Below are 20,443 nucleotides of genomic sequence, written 5' to 3'. Positions count from 1 at the left end.
TTCTTTGCAGAGTTGTTTTTGAAATCATACTTTTAAAAACATTTCTATTTCTTTCACTCTTAACAGATACTATGGCCTAGACCTTTACGTTTATTATAAACCAACTTAAAATGAGTAAGCGAATTGGTCCTAAGGACAGCGAATTGATTGCACAGTATCGAAATGGCAGTGATGCTGCCTTTGATCTTTTAGTAGATCGATACAAAAGTAAGATGTACACCACAATATTTCTGATCGTAAAGGATCAGAAGGTAGCTGAGGATTTGCTTCAAGATGTATTCGTGAAAGTAGTCAAAACACTTAATTCCGATAAATACAACGAAGAAGGGAAATTTCAGCCTTGGGTGATGCGGATATGCCATAATCTGGCCATTGATTATTTTAGAAAGGCCAAAAGATATCCAACCATACTAATGGAGGATGGTTCTAATATTTTCAATTCACTCAGATTTGCGGAGGAGAATGTGGAGGACCGTCAGGTAAGGGAAGAGAACATTGAGCTTGTGAAGCGTCTGATAGAGGAGCTTCCTGAGACTCAAAAGCAGGTTTTGATTATGCGACATTACTTGGACCTAAGTTTCCAGGAGATTGCAGATCAGACAGGCGTAAGTATAAATACCGCTCTTGGACGAATGCGATACGCGCTGATTCACCTGCGGAAGAAGATGAAACAACTAAATTTTGCATATGATAAAACCATTTACCCCAAATGACCTGATAAGGTATATTTATCAGGAAATGCCGGAGGTAGAGCAAGAACTCTTAGTGCAAGCCTTGCATAGTGATGATTCGCTGATGCAAGAATATGTAGAAATGCTGAGCACAATAGAGCAGATGGATCAAATCCAGCTTCAACCTTCAGAAAAAGTAGTACTGGCGATCAAATCGAGAGCTCAATCTACGGGACTCGAACGAGTCTGAAAATACGGTAATCCCGCTCCTTGCGGGATTTTTTTATTTTAAAACATTGTTAACAAAATCAGCTGCCTCTTCAAATAAGGGAGGGTAAGACGTGTCTTGGAAGCCATGCCCTTCATCTTCCACTCTGGTGAATTTATAATGCACACCTGCTGATTCGAGTGCCTCTGACAAGATTTCACTTTGTGAAATGGGGACTACAGGGTCAGACGTACCATGAAAAAATACAGTGGGTACAGATTGGCTAGTAACAAATGTAATAGGGCTGGAAGCCACGTAAGCCTCAGGTTGATCAGAAGGCGAACCTCCTAGCATTCCGCCAAGACCTGTCATAGTGATAAAGCTAAAGTCATATAGCTCTGCAAGATCCGTGGGTGGGAAAAAGGCAATCACTGCCTTTATATCTCCAATGGACTGATGCTTATAGGCATGTAATAATGCCAAATGCCCACCTGCACTTGCTCCCGACAGAATAATGTTGTCAGAAATATTCCATTCAGCCGTTTTACTTTCGATATAGTTTACAGCTTCTATCACATCATTTTCTTGAGTGGGAAATTTATTGTTCCCAGTACTTAAATTATATAGGCTATAATTGATAGCTACGAAAGCATAGCCGGGTAGAGATGAAGAAAGTGCTGTTCTGAATTGAATAAATTCCTCTTTGCTTCCCTCAATCCATGCTCCTCCGTGAATGTATATAAGGACTGGAGTGTCTTCAATAGATCTCCCAGCAGGTAAATAGAGGTCAAGAATCTGGCTTGGTTCACTCCCGTAGGACTGATCGAACAAGTCTAAAGCAGCAAGTTCCCCGGTTGGATTTTCATCTCCATCTGAAGTACAACTCCAAAAAGAAATAATGATAAAAAAACCAAAAGTGAACTTTACAAAAGGAGAGTAATAAATTTTTGACATGTTTAAAACCATTTGATAAGCGAGGCAATGATCTGTTTCGCTTTGATACCATAGGGTGGTCTGAGTAGCGTTACGTTATTAAGTCCTACGCGTTGCTTCAGCACACCTTTTTCGTTGCTGAAAGCCAAAAAACCATGATAGCCATGTGCCTTGCCGATTCCACTAGTATTGACTCCGCCAAAAGGTAATTCTAAATGAAGGAAATGGAGTACACAATCATTGATCACAGCATTTCCGGAACTTGTTTCTTGAAGGACTTTTGATGATTGCTTAGAATTGCTCCCAAAATAGTAAAGTGCTAATGGCTTTGGTTTGGAATTGACATATGCTATCGCTTTTTCCAACGTGCTGTATGTTACAATTGGAAAGATTGGACCAAAAATTTCCTCTTGCATCACAAGCATTTCATCGGTTACATTAGTTAAAATCGTTGGTTCTATATATCGGTTTTGTGGATCCACCTTTCCGCCAAATACAATCTCAGCTCCTTTTTCAACTGCATCTTCAATAGTTGCTGTAAGTCGATTAAAATGCTTGTCATTTACTATTCGCGCCATATCAGGGGAATTTTCAATTCCCTTGAAATCTGTGTCATACATCTTTTGTAGTGCGACTTTCATTTCCAGGAGAAGCGTAGCTAGCTGATTATCATGTACCAACATGTAATCTGGAGCTACACAGGTCTGCCCACAATTGACATATTTCCCCCAAATCAGTTTCTCAGCGGCATCTTTACAATCCGCATCTTCATCTACAATAGCAGGTGATTTCCCTCCTAACTCTAAAGTAACTGAGGTCAAATTTGCAGCCGCCGCTTTCATGACAATTTTCCCTACTGCTGGACTTCCTGTAAAAAAAATATGATCGAATGGAAGCTTAAGCAATGCTGTGGAAACTTCTACCTCCCCTAAAATTACTGCTACCTCACTAGGATCAAAAAGCTTAGATATCATTTTCGATATCAACTCAGAAGTATGTGGAGTTATTTCCGAAGGCTTGATAATAGCTGTGCAGCCTGCCGATAAGGCAGAAATCAATGGTACTACTGTTAGGTTAAATGGGTAATTCCAGGGAGAGATAATTAAGGATCTTCCTTTGGGTTCCACGTATATCTTGCCTGAAGTTCCCATCATTGGGAGAGGTGTCGAAACCGATTTTGGATTCATCCATTTTTTAAGATTTTTAATGGCATGATTTATTTCGGAGGTGACTGGATAGATTTCGGATAGATCCGTTTCGGGTTCTGGCTTACTGAAGTCGTTTTTTAATGCATTCCTAATATCCTGCTGATGGTCTTTTATCCAAGCTCTGATTTTTTTTAACCGAACTATTCTATCTTCTGCAGAGGAAGTTCTCCACAAATAAGATGTCTCCTGCTGAGATTGAAAGACAATTTCAATACTTGAGACCTTAGATATCGATGAATTGAAAAGCATAGATTCTTTAATTTTACAATAGTGGTAAAAATAGACCATTCACAAGATTTGACCTGATAGCGATAGTCTTGAATAGATGATATTCGTTTCAATTTACCTTATAACTTGAAATTCCGAATAATTCCCACACTTAATCTGCTACTATTTAAAATCTGATTTCCGTTTAGACTTTGGGAGATTGGATGCTGATAAACAAGATTAAGAGTGGTTTTAGTGATATTAAGTTCAAATTTTATTTGAAAGACAACTGCTCTCTCACCAACAAGAATCTATTTTTCTAATAAGGTTTATAGTTTTCATTAAAGAACTGATAGTGTAACTACTGATAGTGTAACTTTTAAAGACCCATAATATCTTCCTTTTGATGAATACTAGATTGGAGGTATCTTGACTTTTACTTAAATCCCAAAATTTCACAAAATGAATATGTGCAGATTCCTTTTCCTTTTGCTTTCTTCTTTTATACTATCCAATGTTCAAGCTCAATTTAATCCAAATGGGACAGATTATTCCTTAGTCTGGCAGGAAGAGTTTGACGTAAGTGGCCAAGTCAATTCAGCATTATGGTCTTTTGAAAGAGGTTTTGTGAGAAATATTGAGCTGCAATGGTATCAGGAGCCTAATACAATTGTTTCAGATGGAAAGCTGATCATTATAGGGAAAAGAGAGCAAATCAAAAACACGAATTTTGATTCTGAAAGTACCGATTGGAGAAGAAACCGGGAGTTTGCTGAATACACTTCATCAAGCATTAATACTCGTGGGAAGTATGAGTTTCAATACGGAATAATGGAAGTTCGGGCCAAAATAGATACTGCTATGGGAATGTGGCCTGCGATCTGGACGCTGGGGATTACTAAGCCATGGCCTTCTAATGGGGAAATAGATGTGATGGAATATTATCGTGTAAAAGGCGAAGCAACTATTCTTGCGAATGCAGCTTGGGCGGATGAAGGACAATACAATGCCAAATGGGATGAGGCTAAAATCCCATTTTCTAAGTTTCTGGAAAAAGATCCTGAATGGCCAAGTAAATTCCATATCTGGAGAATGGAATGGACAGAGAAAAGCATCAAGCTATTTCTAGATGATGAGTTATTAAATGAGGTTGATTTGGCCAGAACAGTAAATCCAGATGGATTCAATCCCTTTCGTCAACCACATTATATCCTACTCAATCTGGCAATAGGAGGAAATGGAGGAGACCCAAGCGGTACTTTCTTTCCGAAAGAATATGTGGTGGATTATGTAAGAGTTTATCAGAAGTAATAAACAGCTTATTTAGTGTTTTTAGTTGTGCTGCTTCTGGAGAAGCTACATAGCGAGCACTGTGTTATTCTCCGTACTCTCAGTGGTTAATTGTTAGTGGTTAATCAAAAGTCTTCGAACTGTCTGAAACCATCTCATTGATATCTGCCAATTCTTTTTCTGTCAAGTCACGCCACTTGCCAAGGGGAATATCCAAATGCACATTCATTATTCGGATACGCTTCAGCTGAATTACTTTGAAGCCAAAGTGCTCACACATCCTACGGATCTGGCGATTCAGACCTTGGGTAAGTATAATTCGAAATTTGAATTTACTGATACGCTCCACTTTGCAAGGATCGGTCACCGTGTCTAATACGGGAACTCCAGCACCCATCAATCTAATAAACTCATCATTTACCGGGCGGTCTACTGTGACGATATATTCCTTTTCGTGGTTGTTTTTGGAGCGAAGAATTTTATTTACAATGTCCCCTTCGCTGGTCAGAAAAATAAGGCCTTCACTGTCTTTGTCTAAACGACCAATTGGGAAAATACGCTGTGGATGCCCTATGAAATCTATGATGTTGTCCTTTTCACCTCTGGTGTCAGTTGTGCTGACAATTCCTACGGGCTTGTTGAAAGCGATATATGTATGAGCCTGTATGGGCTTGCCAACAGGTTCCCCATCTACAGCTACCACATCATTTGCCCCCACTTTTGTACCAAGTTCAGGTACATTGCCATTGATGGTAATCCTGCCTTCCTCTAGCAATTTATCTGCCGCCCGTCTAGAGCAAAATCCTACCTCACTCAGGTATTTATTGATTCTTATGTATTGATCTGTTTCCAAGGAATTCTAAATGGATTTGGGTTGCAAGGTAAGAAAACTGATTGAAGACTTTGGTTTGATTAGCCGCTGAGTACATGGAGTTTTCCGCAGAGAAAATCTATTGGTTTAAGTCTTCAGACTTGGACCAAGCACAATGCAGTCTCCTGACTGCAAAATTACTTGTTGACTCCCCGTTGTCCTGCTTCTCCTGAACCTGGACTTGATTATTCAGCCTTTATCATTCTAAAAATGATCTACTTCTATAATAAAATCTAGCGAGAGCAGTCTGAAGACTGCATTATTAAAAGTCCAAGTCATAAGACTTGAACTAGGACCAATGAGTCCAAGCCTGCCTACCGGTCAGGCAGGTCATGAGACTTGAACCCGCATTATGCATTAGCAATTCTATTTCGACCAGTAATTGCTTCAAAATCAGTCACTACGTTGCTGTTTTCGACTTCACCATAGCGGTGCTATGCCTCAGTTTCCAAACAGCCTGATTTTATTGCAATTACTGGCCTCATAACGAAACCTAATGCAAAATCCGGGTTGAACTAATTCCAACGAAGAAATAAGACTGCGAATTCTGCGAAACCTTAGTGCCCTTTGTGGTTTAAAAACAAAAAGCGCAAATCCTGAGACTTGCGCTTCTATATTATTTCGAACAGACTATTATTATTCGCTCTTTGGTAAAGTAGTTGGTACAGGCTTCTCTGCTACCAACTTCACCGGATCACCAGGAAGTGTAATAGAAGCCAGTCTTTCCATGTATTCTGCTTTTGTAGATTCAAAAGCCAATTTATTATTTGATGAAATTGGCTCGGAAGGTGGGATTTTTTCTCTCAACCAATCTTCCTGCTTGCCATTTTTCCAAAATCTAAAGCAAAGGTGAGGGCCAGTTGCCAAACCTGTGCTTCCTACATAGCCTATCACCTGACCTTGTCTGATCCGCGCACCTGGCTTGATGCCTTTGCCTATTTTAGACATGTGAAGGTATTGAGTAGTGTATGTGCCGTTGTGCTTGATTTTCACATAATTCCCATTTGCAGAAGTATAGCGCGCGTCAGTTACTGTTCCTTCACCAACGGATCTGATTTCTGTTCCTCTTGGAGCAGCGTAATCTGTGCCTAAGTGAGCCTTGTAGCGTTTTTGTACAGGATGGTATCTTCTCAAATTATAGCGAGAGCTGATTCTAGAGTACTTTAAAGGATCTCTCAAGAAAGCTTTCTTGAAACTGTCTCCATTTTGATCGAAGAAGTTTATTTCACCATTTTGCTCAAAAGGAATCGCATAAAAGGGTTCACCTTTATGTTCAAAAAATGCGGTCTGTATTTCGGAAACACCTACAACTATACCGTCAATAACTTTTTCCTGATAAGAGACTTTGTATTTATCACCTTTTTGCAAAGCTCCAAAATCTATTGACCAACCATATAAATCAGCAAACTGATCAATGATTTCATAGGTTATTCCTTGACTGGTCATGTCAGCCGAAAGATTAGTATTGATAATTCCGCCTGCTTCTTTGGTTCTGAATTCAGCGGGTTTTTCTGCCTTATAAATATCTATAGAGTCCAAGTTGAAGACTACATACTCGGCTGGATTTGGTTCGTAGATGAAAAATGCTGCCTGAGAAGAATCCGCTGGAGTCACTATAGTAAACTTCTTGTTTGCCGCGATTCCTCTTACATCGAATATCTCTTTTGACTTCTTGGCAATCTGATCGATAATCTGATAGGGTACATTGAATGGAGCGAGGATAGAACCTAGTGTTTGGTTTTTACTCACTGTACCTTCTACAATATTCAGCCCGGTGACGTTGATACCGTAAAGGAAAACCTGATTCGCTAGGGAATCAATCAAGGGTGGCTCAACGATTTCTGCTTCCTTTTCTAATTCAAAAGGTAGGCTGAAAAATTGGAGTGAGGATGCTGCGCCAATTGCGATAACGAGTGCAGCAATTCCTATCCAAGTCTTTTTCATTAATCTATACTATTATGTGAAGGTGAAATTTGAATCAATCAAGCAAAAAAGGTTGTTTAATCCAAGTTTTTGGGACATAAACCTTTTGAGCGCCTCTTTTCAACTATCATACCAACGATGAAAGAGGTATCATTATTTTGTTTCATGATCATAAGAACAGCCTTCAATCGATTTTTAAGATATTTTGTCTTTTCTTAAAGATCTGATTGGTTTTCTGTGAAAATCTCGAAGAAATTGAGGAAAAGATTGCTAATCATCCAATGATTCGTGTGTTCTCACGGTCATTTCTTTATCTTTGACCTCCCAAAAAAAAACTAAATAAACATGCTGAGAACGCATACTTGTGGCGAACTTCGCCTGGATCACGTAAATCAAGAAGTAACACTTGCCGGCTGGGTACAGCGAGTAAGAAACAAAGGAGGTTTAATCTGGGTCGATCTTCGCGATCGATATGGGCTAACTCAATTGATTTTTGAAGAGGATTCCAGCGAGAAAGCATTGTTGGAGAAAGCGGCCGAGCTAGGTCGGGAGTTCGTAGTTCAGACTACCGGAAAAGTAATCGAGCGAACATCCAAAAACGATAAAATCCCAACAGGTTCTATAGAAATCAAAGTAACAGCACTTGTGGTGTTGAACGCTGCGAAAGTTCCGCCATTTATCATCGAGGATGAGACAGACGGCGGCGACGAGCTCCGTATGAAATACAGGTACCTTGATCTTCGTAGAAATGTAGTTCGTGAGAAGCTTCAATTGCGTCATAAAATGATGCAGGAGACACGTAAATTCATGGATGCGCAGGATTTTATAGAGGTGGAAACTCCTGTTTTGATCAAATCTACCCCCGAAGGAGCACGTGATTTTGTCGTACCAAGCCGTACCAATCCGGGCGAATTTTATGCTTTGCCTCAGTCTCCACAAACTTTCAAGCAATTGCTGATGGTTTCTGGTTTTGACAGATATTTTCAGATTGTAAAATGCTTCCGTGACGAAGATCTCAGAGCAGATCGTCAGCCTGAGTTTACTCAGATAGACTGCGAAATGGCTTTTGTGGATCAGGAAGATATCCTAAATACCTTCGAAGGCTTGACCAAGCATCTGTTTAGCACAGTGAAAGGTGTGGATCTGGAAGAAGTGAAGCGTATGACTTACGCCGATGCCATGAAATATTATGGTAACGATAAGCCGGATCTTCGTTTCGAAATGAAATTTGTAGAGCTGAATGACTTAGCTAAGGGAAAAGGTTTTAGCATTTTTGACCAAGCGGAATTGGTAGTTGGTATTTGTGCAAAAGGAGCTGCTGAATATACCCGCAAGCAACTGGATGCGCTGACTGATTGGGTAAAACGTCCTCAGATTGGTGCAAAAGGCATGATTTACGCTAAATATAATACTGATGGCACGATCAAATCCACCGTAGATAAATTCTATTCGGCGGATGATCTTCAGGATTGGGCAGATGCATTTGGAGCAACACAGGGAGACTTAATGTTGATCTTAAGCGGTGATGCGGATAAGGTGCGTAAGCAGCTTTCCGAACTTCGCTTGAAAATGGGTGAAGATCTAGGACTGCGTGACCGAACAGTATTCAAACCTCTTTGGGTAATGGATTTTCCGCTACTGGAGTGGGATGAGGAAACTAATCGCTTTCATGCAATGCACCATCCATTTACTTCTCCAAAGAAGGAAGATATTCCGTTGCTAGATTCAGATCCTGGATCTGTAAGAGCAAATGCCTATGATTTGGTGATTAATGGAGTGGAAATCGGGGGCGGATCTATCCGTATTCACGATAGAGCTACACAGCAGTTGATGTTTAAACATCTTGGATTCTCAGAAGAGGAAGCGCAAAAGCAGTTTGGATTCCTGATGGAAGCCTTCGAATACGGAGCTCCGCCACACGGAGGAATTGCCTTTGGCTTTGATAGACTATGCGCGATTTTCGGCGGTTCTGATTCCATAAGAGATTATATTGCTTTCCCTAAAAATAACTCCGGAAGAGACGTAATGATCGATTCTCCAAGCAGCATTGCTGATGAACAATTATCTGAACTTTCGATACAACTAGTGGTGAAGAAGTAGAGGAAAAAAATCCCCTGCTCCTACTATCATATTCAAGAGGCTGTTTCAGAGATGAGACAGCCTTATTTTTTGTAGCCATGGAACTGAAAAATCACTGCTTTCCAGCTAAATATAATAGTTGAAATCGAGCATGTTGCCTACTGATTTTTGCATCAACACGCTTTTCTAGATCCTTAAGCTCACTGCAAACTTCTGCCCAGTTATACATATAGTGAAGGGATTAAATAGGTGACAAAGATCTGCTGTTTCTTGCCTAATAGAAACTGATCAAGTAGGATGAATGATAAGCTGTGTCAGATTTTAATTCATTTTCACCACCAAAACCACGAATCTCCCTCAATTTCCTATCATTCCTTATAAAATACCCTCTATAGGAGGGACGTGCGTTAAAAATTTCTTCGGTAGGGCTAAACGTTAAAGATTAGTACGCCGTGGCGTGCTAATCTAACAAGAGCCGGTCCCGATGAGCAAAGCGTTATAGGAAGATGGGGTGAGGTTAAGAAAGCCAATTTAAATTGTCAAGAATAATGGGGTAGGTATTACAAATCCCACCTAGTCTCACTAACTATGTGACTAGTGCAGAGGAAAAGAACGTTTTTTTAGACTTTTATCGCAATCGTATCCAAGCAAACAGATAAATCAACTGGGTATTGTAAAATTTAAGAGCATGGTTCCATCTTTGATGCCCAGGGAATTGTACCTGTGGTAAAACTTGATTTTCAGGAGCTAGGTTTTCTTAATTTAAAAACTATCTTAATATTTATATTTTCATAAATAGCTGCTTATAAGACATCTAGAAGATTGTTCTGATAGGAGTGCAAGAAGATATAAAGAAATCGAATTATTAGAAGCCGAATTGGAGTCAAAAACAGCTTGGTTTTTTAGGGTTTTCAGTGGATCCCTTGTTTTATTTTTTGTTTTAGTCCTAACTAATGAATTGCTTAGTAATTCTTATTCGGTAAATGGATCTGTAGTTGGATATTCTTTTTCAGAACACGAACTGGTAGGCCCACCGTCTATGTTTACGGACTAACCTAGTTTGATGTCTGCATTTGCCTACCATAGGATGGATGCTTATGAGTTAAGTGCCAGATTGGAATCAGGCGAAGCAGTTTCCTTTTTATGTTTTTCCTGTACCGAGTCCAGCTATACTTCCGGTGATGTGGTTAGCGTTCTAGTTTCTGATAGATTAGTGGGAGGTCTTTCTTATTCAGAGAACAAGTGATAACTATAGGGGAGACTCCATATCCGGCTTAGAAACATCACGACCACAAATTCACTGGTCACGTGTATATTCTGAACCATTTTGACCCATCTAATCGATGGTTGGTTTTTTAACGAACACTTTTGGTAACTGCTGACCGCAATCCATTGGCTGAAAAACATAAACCATGAGTCAGTAAATTAGAATACTTAACAAATAGAAGTGGATATAACGGTTCGATCTGTGCCACTCTTTTCGTTTTTATCCGTGCCACTATGAAGGCTCAAGTAAATAAGCCACTAGGCATCCCCAAATCCCGAAAATTCAATGGCTATTCAACCTAAAATCTGAAAATCCACCTTAATTTCCTGTCATCTTCTTTAAAAAATACCCTAGGGCCAACTCGACTGTTAAGAAAATATCCAAATTGGAAAGAATAGAAGGGCAAGACAAATTTTTATCAAGTTTCAATAAATTTGACTAAACCGAGTAGAAATTTGAACCTTAATTGTCCTTAACTTGCTTTTTAATTCGTGAATGAAATAACAATTGAATTGAAAAAAATGGGATGCATTGTGGTTGTGCATCTTTTGTACTATTGTATGATTAGACTACTCTGCCGATTTTTGTTCTGTGGTGGTAGTTGTAATAGACATCATTGGAAAATATATCCCTTGGAATGAAAAGAAAATTTTTGGTTTTAGATGACCATGTTATTGTAAGAAAGGGAATGGATTTTTTACTGAAAAGCAGGTACCTATCCTCTGAGGTGTATCATGCGGGTAAAATGAAGGAGGCATTGAAAATTTTGACTTCGACCAGGATTGACCTGCTTTTTTTGGATATCAATATTCCTGATGGTAAGGGGGTCGACATGATACCTGAAATACGGAAACAAAATGATATGACGAAAATTTTGATATTCTCAGGATTGGACGAAGAACAATATGCACTCAGGTATATGACCGCTGGGGCAGATGGATACATCAACAAGATGTCTGACGAAGAAGATATTTATCATGCTATTGAATCTGTACTTAACAAAGGGAGGTACATGAGTGAAAAGACAAAGGAGCTGTTATTGGAACACATGACTAAACCTATTCAGCTCAATCCGCTGGAAAGGCTGTCAGGAAGGGAATTGGAAGTGGCTAGGTTGCTGGCGCAGGGAAATGGAAATCTGGAGATCAGTAACCGCCTGAATATCGGTGTGTCAACAGTGAGCACCCATAAGCTCCGAATTTTTGAGAAGTTGAATGTCAAGAATACCGTTGCCTTGTCTAAACTGTTTGAATAATAGTCCAAAGATTGTCTGGAATTAAATACAAGATCTGTCCAACCTAGAATTAAAGGTAATGAGGGAACCGAAGGGTGATTCTTGTGCCAAAATCGGGCTTGCTATCTATTTCTATTACTCCATTCATTATCCGTACCAGGTCAATGACCATAGGCAGACCTAGTCCGGTCAAATTCTTTTCAAAGAAGTTATCGTTGGTTTTAGACATGTTTTGATAAAAGCTGACTTGTTGAGCTGTCATACCTTTTCCTGAGTCCCTGATCTGAACTGTAAGAAAAGTATAGACGGCACAATCAATCCAAATGGTGCCATGCAGGGTGTTTTTGAGAGCGTTGTCTAGCAGGTTGTGGATAATAATAGACAGAAATTCTCTTTTAATCCGTGTAGTTGGATTTTCGTGAATATTCAGCAATATTTTGGTATGGTGTAATTGTGCCGTTATTGCGAAAATTTCCAGTTTATTTTCTAACAATTCCCTTATAGAATAAGTAGGGGAAAGAAAGGAGGATATCTCTTCTTTTGACAGGGTATTGAGTACATGTTCGGCAAATTTGAATATAGCATCGCTCGACTGCTTGATGTTCCTGAATGCTTCACTTACTTCCGAAGTCCCACCCTTATGTTTTTTTGCCCAGTTGGAACTGAAAAGCGAAAGATATTTCAACGGTGTTCTGATGTCGTGCGTGATGATTTGAGAGAGTTTTGCTTGGGTTTCCAATTGGTGTTGTTGTTGGTTGATGCTGGTTTTTAGAGCTTCAACCACTTTTTGAAGTTGCCCTGTTTTTTCTATCACCCGATTTTCAAGTTGTTGATTAGCATCATGCAGGTACTGGATCCGAAACTTGGCGGCACAGCCTAACAGAACGGCAGTCAATGTCAAACAACTTATTTTGAAAACTATAGTCTGCCAGAATTTTGGGGGGATGACAATGGTTATCTGTTTTTGTTCATATACCCCATCCTTTCCTTTGGGCTTCCGTACGGTTAGATTATATCGGCCATGAGGCAAGGTTGAAAATTGTATTTTCCCATCATTCGGAACTGAAAACCATACATTTTTGGAATCAGAGGATAGTTGGTATTCCATGTGAAGGTTTTTGGGATTATCGAAGTAAGGCGAACTGACCTCTATTTCCAGGCGTGAGAACTCGCTTAGCAAGGTAACGGTGTCTTGGATCATATATGGCACTTCATCTACAGAGATATGGTCCAGGAATATCTTTGTCTGAGGAATCATCGGGTCCAGTTCGTTAGGGGAAAAAGCCACCAATCCATTCATATTCGGGAATGATATCATATTTTCTTCTGACAAATAGAGGCCACAAGGCTGACTGCCACCATTAAACTCGATGTTGGACAGTCCATTGTAATTGTTGAAATAGTAATAGTGGATGTCTTTGGTTTCCCGATTGATATATCGGATCAGGGATCTTTTTGTGACATGGAAAAGGCCTTTGTTGGTAGTGATCCAAAAACACCCTTTCTTATCTTCTAGCAAACAATGAGAGCTGAGCAGATAGCCTTGGGGATCCAAAGGAAGAGAACTGAGTTTTCCATTTCTGTAATAAAAGAGACCATGAGAATATGTCGTAATCCAAATCCCCCCGTCAGTATCTTCGTACAAGCTTCTGATATAGGTATTTTCCAATCCTGCTATGCTTTCCATTTTATCGAAGAATCCCCAGGATTTTTTGTACAGCCCCTTGTCCGTTCCTAAATACATGGCTTCCTGATTGGTCAGTAAATGGTTGACCCTAAAATCGAAGGTTTCCATGAGGACCGGCTCCGCTGCATCCATCTTGTAGAAACAGCCCTGGCCCTGGAGAAAGGCTGAGGTAGAAACCCAGAGAGTCCCTTCAAAATCCTGAGATATATTAGTGATCTCTTCGCTGCCAAAATCCCATTTTTTGATGACATCAACTTGGTCCTTATTTACCCTTAGGCAGAAGAGTTCTTCTCCATTTTTACACCATAACCTTCCCTCTTTATCAAAAAGAATCCCCTTTTCATCACTGAAAGGGAGTAAGGGTATGGTGTGAAGATAATTGCCTTTCTGATCAAAGACATCCCCGTTGGCTACCAGGACATTCCCATCTTCCATTAAAGCCTGAGAATAAAATACCTGTACTTTTGAAGGGGAATTGTTGTTTTTTAGGAGCTTGGGAGAAATTCTGCCCAAACCTCTGGAAGAGGTCCCCAAATAGATGGTTTCATATTCTTGGTCATAGTAAATCGTATTTACTGTCTGCCAATCCACCTGATATCCCTCCAGAATTATTTCTTTTTGGATTTGCCCTGAGGAATAAGACAAAAGATATAGTTTTTTGTCAAAATAATAGAAGCTTTGGTTCATTGGACGATTTAGGATTACCGCCCCTTCACTAGGTAAATATCCAATGGTTTTCTCCAGGCAGAGGGAATCTGAGGAGACACGCCAGACTATCCCCTTCTTGTCTGTTAGAAAAAGATCTTTGTTGATTTTGAAAAACCGGGTATATAAGTCTCTTTCAAAATCTACCGTAGCGTATTCCTGATGGTTAGCATCGAAAAAACGGATAACATGTTGGTATAGGATCAGGTAGCTGGCATCATCGAAGTCCATCAAGTACGAAATGTCGTAAGTGGGATCCGGAATAAAAGCAGCGTCTCCCAGCATCTCTATTTGAAGGTAGGGGTCGTTCAGATGAGGGATACCTGTCCTAAAATCAGGTACTTTGGCTACCTGACGACGTGATATTACAAACGTTTTGGTCCAGTTTGTAACACCAAAGATACTGTCCTGATCGATTCGACTAAAGCCCAACACGCCCGTACGATTGTTTTCTATGGAGTGTGGGCCGGATAGTCCAAATAAATGAAACCTCTGCCCATCAAAACGGACCAATCCATTTTCGGTAAATAGCCACAGGTAACCATACTTGTCCTTTACTATTCCCTTGACGCTGTTTTGGGGCAATGCATCATTCTGAGAATCATACCATTCCTCTTTAAACTCTTGTTGTCTTGCTGTAACAATCCCTGTGGTAGACAGTGAAATTATAAATACTATAATATGAAATATAGATCTTCTAAACATGCCGATGAATTACAATATAGTTTCCTGACTGTTCTTTAATCAGTAGTCAGGAAACAATTTGATTTTTTTTGAAAAAGAAATTGAGGGTTGATAAAAGTTCTTATTAAGGGTGTTTTACAAATATAGAGCGACTATATAAGAGATAAAATTACATGTAGAAAAAAAACTACAAATAACTAGTCATAATTCTACTTGAAATTGGCTATATGCCTACATTCCAAAACCTGTATTATATACAACTTGCTGAAAATTAATCGAATACAAATTTTAATACCTGATTAAATATATTGTTTAAATAGTAAAAAATGATTTACATATAATGATAAACTCCTTTTATAGCTTTCTCAGGGATATTGATAAGTATGGGTTCTTTATATTCTGTATTCTCTTTCCTCCCATTTCCCAAATTACAGTGTTAATCAGATGGGACCTTTTATTCGGGTCCTCATAGCCTTTTTTACCTAAATGGCAATTGCCTGAAATTTAGTATTGAAGTGAGTGGCCGACTTCCGGCAGTAATTCAATAAATGGACACTATTGGTAACCAAAGTTATTTCTGTCAGACATAATTCAATTATATGTTTGGAACACAATCAGTTAAGAGAATCAAATGAAATCGAGCATGACTCAAGCGACACACAAAGGAATGATTATCCATTGCGAGATTCCATCTGACCATAAAAAATCAATTATAAACAGATGAAATATTTCATGAAACGCCTTATTCAAAAAGCTATCCTAATAATCATTCTGTTAGGAATGGCGTCCCTTGAAGGGATATTCGCTCAGCAGTTGCCTCAGTTTAGCCAATACATTTTTAATGGACTGCATATCAATCCAGGTTATGCAGGATACAAAAATGAAGGGTATATCCAGTCCATTTACCGGTCACAATGGGGAAACTTTCCAGGTGCTCCAAGAACACTGTCTGTTTCCGCAGATTTCAGTGCCAATGAGGGTTTGATGGGATTTGGGCTGTCGTTTTTGAATGACGCGCTGGGTCCCTCGCGTACTACCGGTGGACTGCTGACCTATGCTTATAGAATACAGACAGGAAGTGAATCATTTCTAGGCTTGGGGGTTAGTGCAGGGGCAACGGAATATGCGGTGGACCTCTCGATGCTGAAGCCAAACGATCCGGATGATGTGGCCATCAGGGAAGGGGTGGTTAATCTCTTTTCCCCCAACCTCAATGCAGGAATCTTCTTTCACAATTCCAACTTTTATGCGGGCTTTAGTGCCTATAACATGATCGGCAAACGGATTCTCGAGCGTCAAGATGTATCCCTCGCTTTTCATGACTTTCACTTCTATCTGACTTTTGGCGGCATGGTTCCGCTCGCCGGACAAGTGCAGCTCAAGCCTTCTGTATTGATCAAGGAGGTGAAAGGAGCCCCTACCGGAATTGACCTGAATGCCATGTTTCTGTTCTATGAGCGGTTTTGGCTTGGAGGGTCTTACCGTACCAATTCCAAACTGGGGAAGAATAATCTCGAAGATGATCTCAGCTCAAGAAATGCCATTGCCCTGATCACGGAGGTGTTTGTGCTGGAAAACCTGCGCATTGGCTATGCCTATGATCAAAACCTAAACGTGCTGAACAGCTTCAGGAATAATTCACATGAAATTTCTTTGGGGTACTACTTGTCTCCCAAAAACATAAGAATGAGAAATCAAAGATGGTTCTGATTATGAGGAAAAAACTTATACTGACAATTACTTTTCTTTTGTGCTTTGCGGCAATAATTCAAGCGCAAAACTCAAAACTTAGGTACGCTGACCGGCAGATGCAGGGGGGAAACTACCAATATGCGGCTGAGATATATGCGAATGCATTCCAAAAAGGACAAAAATATATTATTGCCCGAAATGCGGCTCAATGTTATGATAAGCTAAATGCTTACAAAGAGGCCTTGGATTGGTGGGAGAAAGTGATGGCGTTTGAAGAAAGCCGTACGGAAGAAGATGTAGTGCTATACCTGAGGGCCGCGCGCTCCATGGGGCGGAAAGAGGAAATGTCAGAGCTGCTACAAAAGGTAGGGTATTCGGCGTCAGACTTCACCCGGCAAGAGATCCATGCCTTGCCTGTTTCCCAGGGTCCCAATGCGGGCCAGTTGGAATATGCGGACTCACTAAATTCCGAGGCGACCGACTATATGGGAGCGAAGGACAGTGAGGGAAACATATACTTTGTTTCGGACAGAGGGATAAAAGTGGAGGAAAAGGCCGCCCCCAGTATTCGCTTTGATACCAAAAACCAAGTTTTTGCCCCGGATTACTATCGATGGACGGGACGGGGATACCTAAGGATTTTCAGAAAGGGAAAAGGAGGAGAAGTGAAAGATGTCGTTTTGCCTTCAAATGATTTTCTGCATGTCAGCGATCCGTCTATCATGCAGAAAGGGGATGAGACGATCCTGTTTTTCTCCGCTACACGAAACATAAGGAAAGTACGAAAAAACAAGGATTTTACCGTCCACCCCGAAATATTCTATGGGAGGCTTAACGAGGAAGGACATTTGGAATCCTACCATGCTTTCCCTTACAATGACTCTTTGCGGCATGCCATGATTACCCCCCATGTAGATCCGTCAAGCGGGCGTCTCTATTTTGCGTCGGACATGGACGGCGGCTATGGGGGCTTTGATCTCTATTATGTGGAGTATACGGATGATATGGATTTTTCAACTCCGGTGAATCTCGGAGATCTGATCAATACAGAAGGAGACGAAAGGGATCCCCATATATATCATGACAGTTTTTATTATGCATCAAACGGATTTGCTGGCTATGGTGGCCTGGATATATACAAAGCTGAGATTCAGTCTGGTCCGACCTTGTCAGGACCTGTAAATCTAGGCGAGTCTTTCAATTCTTCGAGAGATGACTTTGCCTATAGGCAATTTGATGAAAATGAAATTTATATCAGTTCAAACAGGAAAGAGAACTCCGGATTGGATGATATATATAAGCTTGTACCTCCTATGCGGACCTTGTTGGTCAGGGTGGTTGATTGTCAAGACAATATTGTTTCAGATGCAAGCATAGGATTTAGCGAAAAAGACGGAAAGCAATTAGCCTTGGACAAAAATGACAAGGAAGAATATGTTGCAAATCTAGCTGATAATCAGAACTATGAGATTGTTGTAGATAAGCCGGGATATTTTTCGGTCGTCGATAAGGGATTGACGACGGTCGATGCTGAAGTAGGACTTATGATACGGGAGTACAGACTTACAGAAATTCCTAAAGACCTTAAAGTGTACGCTGATGTTATTTACTACGATTTGGACAAGAGTATGCTCCGGGACGATTCCGATGGGATACTGGAGGAGATTTTAGAGCTGATGAATAGCCATCCTTTTTTGATGTTGAATGTCAGTTCACATACGGATTCAAGGGCTTCAAATCAATACAATGAAGAACTGAGTCGAAGAAGAGCTGAAGCCGTGGTCTCCTATCTGAGCCATAGGGGGATTGATAAATCCCGGATAGCTGTCGAATGGCACGGTGAATCAGAGCTTGCCAGAAACTGCCCTGATGGAGTCAAGTGTCCTGAAGGGGAGCATCAGCTCAACAGGAGGACTGAGCTGACTCTGTCGATAGGAAATAGGGACCGCGCTGAGGATAAACTGGATATGGAAAAAATGGAAAGCCTCTGCGATCTGGTTGAAATGATACAAAAGTTGGGCATTGTTTCGAATATGACTCTGAAAGGGTGCTTTGAGTGTGGATGGTTCGACAAAACCAACCCGGACCATAGCTCCCGGGACAAGTCCCGTTCGGAGGAAATTCACCAGCTTAATTCAAGAACTGAAATCAAAGTAAAATGATGGTAAATAGAAAGTTTTTTTATTACGTCCTGGTGCTGTCCTTGATCGGGATGGTGTCTACACAGGGATACTTTGTACAGGCTCAGACTGTCAATACCGGTCAGTTGACAATAAGCCCAGGGACGGTAGTTTCCACACTGTCTGATTTGGACAACAGACCGGGCGCAAGATTGGTAAACGACGGCGATCTGTACATTTATGCCCATTTCAACAATGATGGTGAAGTTACCTTTACCGAAGGCAATGGGGGATTGACCCGTTTCGAAGGGAATGTGGGTGTGCAGGAAATTATGGGCAGCCAATTGAGCCGGCTCTATCATGTCCTGTTTAGAAATGGACATGACCGTGAGGCCTTTCATTTGTTTGGAGACCTCAGCATATCCGGAGAGTCTAGCTTCATAGAAGGCATCGTTCTTTCAGACGGACTGGGGGGAGTAACTATTTTTGAAGAGGGGTCGAGCCATATCGGGACTTCAGACATCAGCCATGTGGACGGCTATGTAAGGAAGAATGGTCGGGGAGATTTTACCTATCCCGTTGGCGATGGTGGCTATTTCCGTTTTGCGGCTATTTCTTCCCCGGATGAAAATGCAAGCTCCTTTCATGCCAAGTATTTTTTGGAAGATCCGCAGGCACTTTATCCCAGAGAACAAAAAGAAGACCATATCCAACTGATCAACGATGCTGAATATTGGGAGTTGGGCAAGCTGTCGGGTGATCCAGACGTAAGGCTAACACTTTCTTGGAGGGATGTTACGACACCGGCCTTCATTTTAGGGAGCGGGAATGCACAGGTGCACATTGTCAGGTGGGATGAAAGTCTGGAGCAATGGGAAGACCTGGGAGGAGAGGTGGATGCCAATGCACAGACAGTCACTACACCTTTGGTACTCGGAGAATATGGCGTGTTTACCATGGCCACTGTTTTAAACGGCATCACTAATATGGGAATCACCAAAACTTCCTTTGACAAAAGTATCTGGGAAGGAGACGGGTTTGAATATGAAATACGGGTTCAGAACAACAGTGACGCGGAAGCTACCGATGTGATAGTGGTAGATAACCTTCCTCCGGGTCTTTCTTTTTTGAAAATGGAAGTTTCGTCCGCATTTGGCCTGATGGAACCTGAGTTCAGCATCAGCGGGCAGACACTGATATGGAATGTTCCTCATTTTATGGCTGGTGACGAATTGGTGATTCAGTTGACCGTAGAAGCAGGATCTTCAGGGAATATCCTCAACTACGCAGAGGTAAGTTCCAAAGAAGATGATGAGGATCCGGCTGACAACTCAGATACCGATAGTAATGTGGTCAAGGCCTTTTTTGTACCCAATATGATAACTCCCAATGGAGATGGAGATAATGACTCTTTCGAAATCAAGGGGCTGCAAAGGTTTGCTAAAAACAAGGTTGTCATTTTTAACAGATGGGGGGACCATGTATTTACAAGAGAAGACTATCAGAACGACTGGCAAGCAGATGGACTGGGTTCGGGCACCTACTTCTATGTGTTGGAAGTGGAGGAAGCAAATGGGGAAACCAAAGAATTTAAAGGTTGGATTCAGGTAATAAAAGAATGATCAAACTGACAACAAACTATTCAATTAAGGATACACGAAGTT

The 20,443-nt window shown here is 40.8% G+C and carries 14 protein-coding genes; 9 read left to right on the top strand and 5 right to left on the bottom strand.

Annotation, left to right across the window (positions count from 1 at the left end; translation table 11 throughout):
- The first annotated feature begins 110 nt into the window (after nucleotides 1–110).
- Together SYJ56_RS00135 and SYJ56_RS00130 are read left to right on the top strand one after the other, a co-directional pair.
- Nucleotides 111–713: an RNA polymerase sigma factor gene (locus SYJ56_RS00135; RefSeq protein ID WP_323831320.1), complete on the top strand. Its 603-nt coding sequence runs from the start codon at nucleotides 111–113 to the stop codon at nucleotides 711–713.
- Nucleotides 688–921, top strand: a complete 234-nt coding sequence (locus SYJ56_RS00130) for a hypothetical protein (protein ID WP_323831318.1) — start codon at nucleotides 688–690, stop codon at nucleotides 919–921. The genes SYJ56_RS00135 and SYJ56_RS00130 overlap by 26 nt, the downstream gene beginning before the upstream one ends.
- A gap of 33 nt (nucleotides 922–954) precedes the next feature.
- Here the strand turns inward: SYJ56_RS00130 and SYJ56_RS00125 are convergent, their stop codons facing one another.
- Nucleotides 955–1,833 carry an alpha/beta hydrolase gene (locus SYJ56_RS00125; protein ID WP_323831316.1) on the bottom strand — a complete coding sequence of 293 codons (879 nt, stop codon included), beginning with the start codon at nucleotides 1,831–1,833 and terminating at the stop codon, nucleotides 955–957.
- Between the two features lie 2 nt (nucleotides 1,834–1,835).
- A complete protein-coding gene (locus SYJ56_RS00120) occupies nucleotides 1,836–3,269 on the bottom strand; it encodes an aldehyde dehydrogenase family protein (RefSeq protein WP_323831314.1) in 1,434 nt (477 codons plus the stop codon).
- A 426-nt stretch (nucleotides 3,270–3,695) separates the two neighbouring features.
- Here SYJ56_RS00120 and SYJ56_RS00115 point away from each other — a divergent pair, with 426 nt between their 5' ends.
- The gene (locus SYJ56_RS00115) at nucleotides 3,696–4,538 is read left to right on the top strand and encodes a glycoside hydrolase family 16 protein (RefSeq protein WP_323831312.1); all 843 of its coding nucleotides are present in this window, start codon (nucleotides 3,696–3,698) and stop codon (nucleotides 4,536–4,538) included.
- Nucleotides 4,539–4,638: 100 nt separating this feature from the next.
- Here SYJ56_RS00115 and rluF read toward each other — a convergent pair whose 3' ends face one another.
- Both rluF and SYJ56_RS00105 read right to left on the bottom strand, forming a co-directional pair.
- Nucleotides 4,639–5,370 (bottom strand): 23S rRNA pseudouridine(2604) synthase RluF, encoded by a 732-nt coding sequence (gene rluF, locus SYJ56_RS00110; protein ID WP_323831310.1) that lies wholly within the window; start codon nucleotides 5,368–5,370, stop codon nucleotides 4,639–4,641.
- Between the two features lie 654 nt (nucleotides 5,371–6,024).
- Nucleotides 6,025–7,332, bottom strand: coding sequence for a peptidoglycan DD-metalloendopeptidase family protein (locus SYJ56_RS00105; protein ID WP_323831309.1), 1,308 nt, complete (start codon nucleotides 7,330–7,332; stop codon nucleotides 6,025–6,027).
- A 324-nt stretch (nucleotides 7,333–7,656) separates the two neighbouring features.
- On the opposite strand from SYJ56_RS00105, the gene aspS reads away from it, so the two are divergent.
- The 3 genes from aspS (at nucleotide 7,657) to SYJ56_RS00090 (ending at nucleotide 11,912) form a co-directional block, all read left to right on the top strand.
- Nucleotides 7,657–9,411: an aspartate--tRNA ligase gene (gene aspS / locus SYJ56_RS00100; protein ID WP_323831307.1), complete on the top strand. Its 1,755-nt coding sequence runs from the start codon at nucleotides 7,657–7,659 to the stop codon at nucleotides 9,409–9,411.
- A 1,042-nt stretch (nucleotides 9,412–10,453) separates the two neighbouring features.
- Complete coding sequence (locus SYJ56_RS00095; RefSeq protein ID WP_323831306.1) at nucleotides 10,454–10,636, top strand: hypothetical protein; 183 nt, start codon at nucleotides 10,454–10,456, stop codon at nucleotides 10,634–10,636.
- A 658-nt stretch (nucleotides 10,637–11,294) separates the two neighbouring features.
- Nucleotides 11,295–11,912 carry a response regulator transcription factor gene (locus tag SYJ56_RS00090; protein ID WP_323831304.1) on the top strand — a complete coding sequence of 206 codons (618 nt, stop codon included), beginning with the start codon at nucleotides 11,295–11,297 and terminating at the stop codon, nucleotides 11,910–11,912.
- 49 nt (nucleotides 11,913–11,961) lie between these two features.
- Here the strand turns inward: SYJ56_RS00090 and SYJ56_RS00085 are convergent, their stop codons facing one another.
- On the bottom strand, nucleotides 11,962–14,988 hold the full coding sequence (locus tag SYJ56_RS00085; protein WP_323831302.1) for a sensor histidine kinase: 3,027 nt from the start codon (nucleotides 14,986–14,988) through the stop codon (nucleotides 11,962–11,964).
- A gap of 711 nt (nucleotides 14,989–15,699) precedes the next feature.
- On the opposite strand from SYJ56_RS00085, the gene SYJ56_RS00080 reads away from it, so the two are divergent.
- Genes SYJ56_RS00080 through SYJ56_RS00070 form a run of 3 tightly spaced genes read left to right on the top strand, consistent with a single transcriptional unit; the run spans nucleotide 15,700 to nucleotide 20,401 of the window.
- The gene (locus SYJ56_RS00080; protein ID WP_323831300.1) at nucleotides 15,700–16,677 is read left to right on the top strand and encodes a PorP/SprF family type IX secretion system membrane protein; all 978 of its coding nucleotides are present in this window, start codon (nucleotides 15,700–15,702) and stop codon (nucleotides 16,675–16,677) included.
- Nucleotides 16,678–16,679: 2 nt separating this feature from the next.
- Nucleotides 16,680–18,821, top strand: a complete 2,142-nt coding sequence (locus SYJ56_RS00075; protein ID WP_323831298.1) for an OmpA family protein — start codon at nucleotides 16,680–16,682, stop codon at nucleotides 18,819–18,821.
- Nucleotides 18,821–20,401: a T9SS type B sorting domain-containing protein gene (locus SYJ56_RS00070; protein ID WP_323831296.1), complete on the top strand. Its 1,581-nt coding sequence runs from the start codon at nucleotides 18,821–18,823 to the stop codon at nucleotides 20,399–20,401. Before SYJ56_RS00075 ends, SYJ56_RS00070 begins: the two co-directional genes overlap by 1 nt.
- The last annotated feature ends 42 nt before the right edge of the window (nucleotides 20,402–20,443 follow it).

Origin of the sequence: Algoriphagus aurantiacus (genome assembly GCF_035156405.1) — a bacterium.
Classification (GTDB): domain Bacteria; phylum Bacteroidota; class Bacteroidia; order Cytophagales; family Cyclobacteriaceae; genus Algoriphagus; species Algoriphagus aurantiacus.
This window is presented reverse-complemented; position numbering and strand designations above follow the sequence as displayed.

Coding starts and splice junctions, on each gene's coding strand:
- SYJ56_RS00135 (WP_323831320.1), top strand. CDS start 111: ATGAGTAAGCGAATTGGTCCTAAGGACAGCGAATTGATTGCACAGTAT.
- SYJ56_RS00090 (WP_323831304.1), top strand. CDS start 11,295: ATGAAAAGAAAATTTTTGGTTTTAGATGACCATGTTATTGTAAGAAAG.
- SYJ56_RS00105 (WP_323831309.1), bottom strand. CDS start 7,332: ATGAAAAAGACTTGGATAGGAATTGCTGCACTCGTTATCGCAATTGGC.
- SYJ56_RS00070 (WP_323831296.1), top strand. CDS start 18,821: ATGGTAAATAGAAAGTTTTTTTATTACGTCCTGGTGCTGTCCTTGATC.
- SYJ56_RS00080 (WP_323831300.1), top strand. CDS start 15,700: ATGAAACGCCTTATTCAAAAAGCTATCCTAATAATCATTCTGTTAGGA.
- aspS (WP_323831307.1), top strand. CDS start 7,657: ATGCTGAGAACGCATACTTGTGGCGAACTTCGCCTGGATCACGTAAAT.
- SYJ56_RS00125 (WP_323831316.1), bottom strand. CDS start 1,833: ATGTCAAAAATTTATTACTCTCCTTTTGTAAAGTTCACTTTTGGTTTT.
- SYJ56_RS00085 (WP_323831302.1), bottom strand. CDS start 14,988: ATGTTTAGAAGATCTATATTTCATATTATAGTATTTATAATTTCACTG.
- SYJ56_RS00120 (WP_323831314.1), bottom strand. CDS start 3,269: ATGCTTTTCAATTCATCGATATCTAAGGTCTCAAGTATTGAAATTGTC.
- SYJ56_RS00115 (WP_323831312.1), top strand. CDS start 3,696: ATGTGCAGATTCCTTTTCCTTTTGCTTTCTTCTTTTATACTATCCAAT.
- SYJ56_RS00075 (WP_323831298.1), top strand. CDS start 16,680: ATGAGGAAAAAACTTATACTGACAATTACTTTTCTTTTGTGCTTTGCG.
- SYJ56_RS00095 (WP_323831306.1), top strand. CDS start 10,454: ATGTCTGCATTTGCCTACCATAGGATGGATGCTTATGAGTTAAGTGCC.
- SYJ56_RS00130 (WP_323831318.1), top strand. CDS start 688: ATGATAAAACCATTTACCCCAAATGACCTGATAAGGTATATTTATCAG.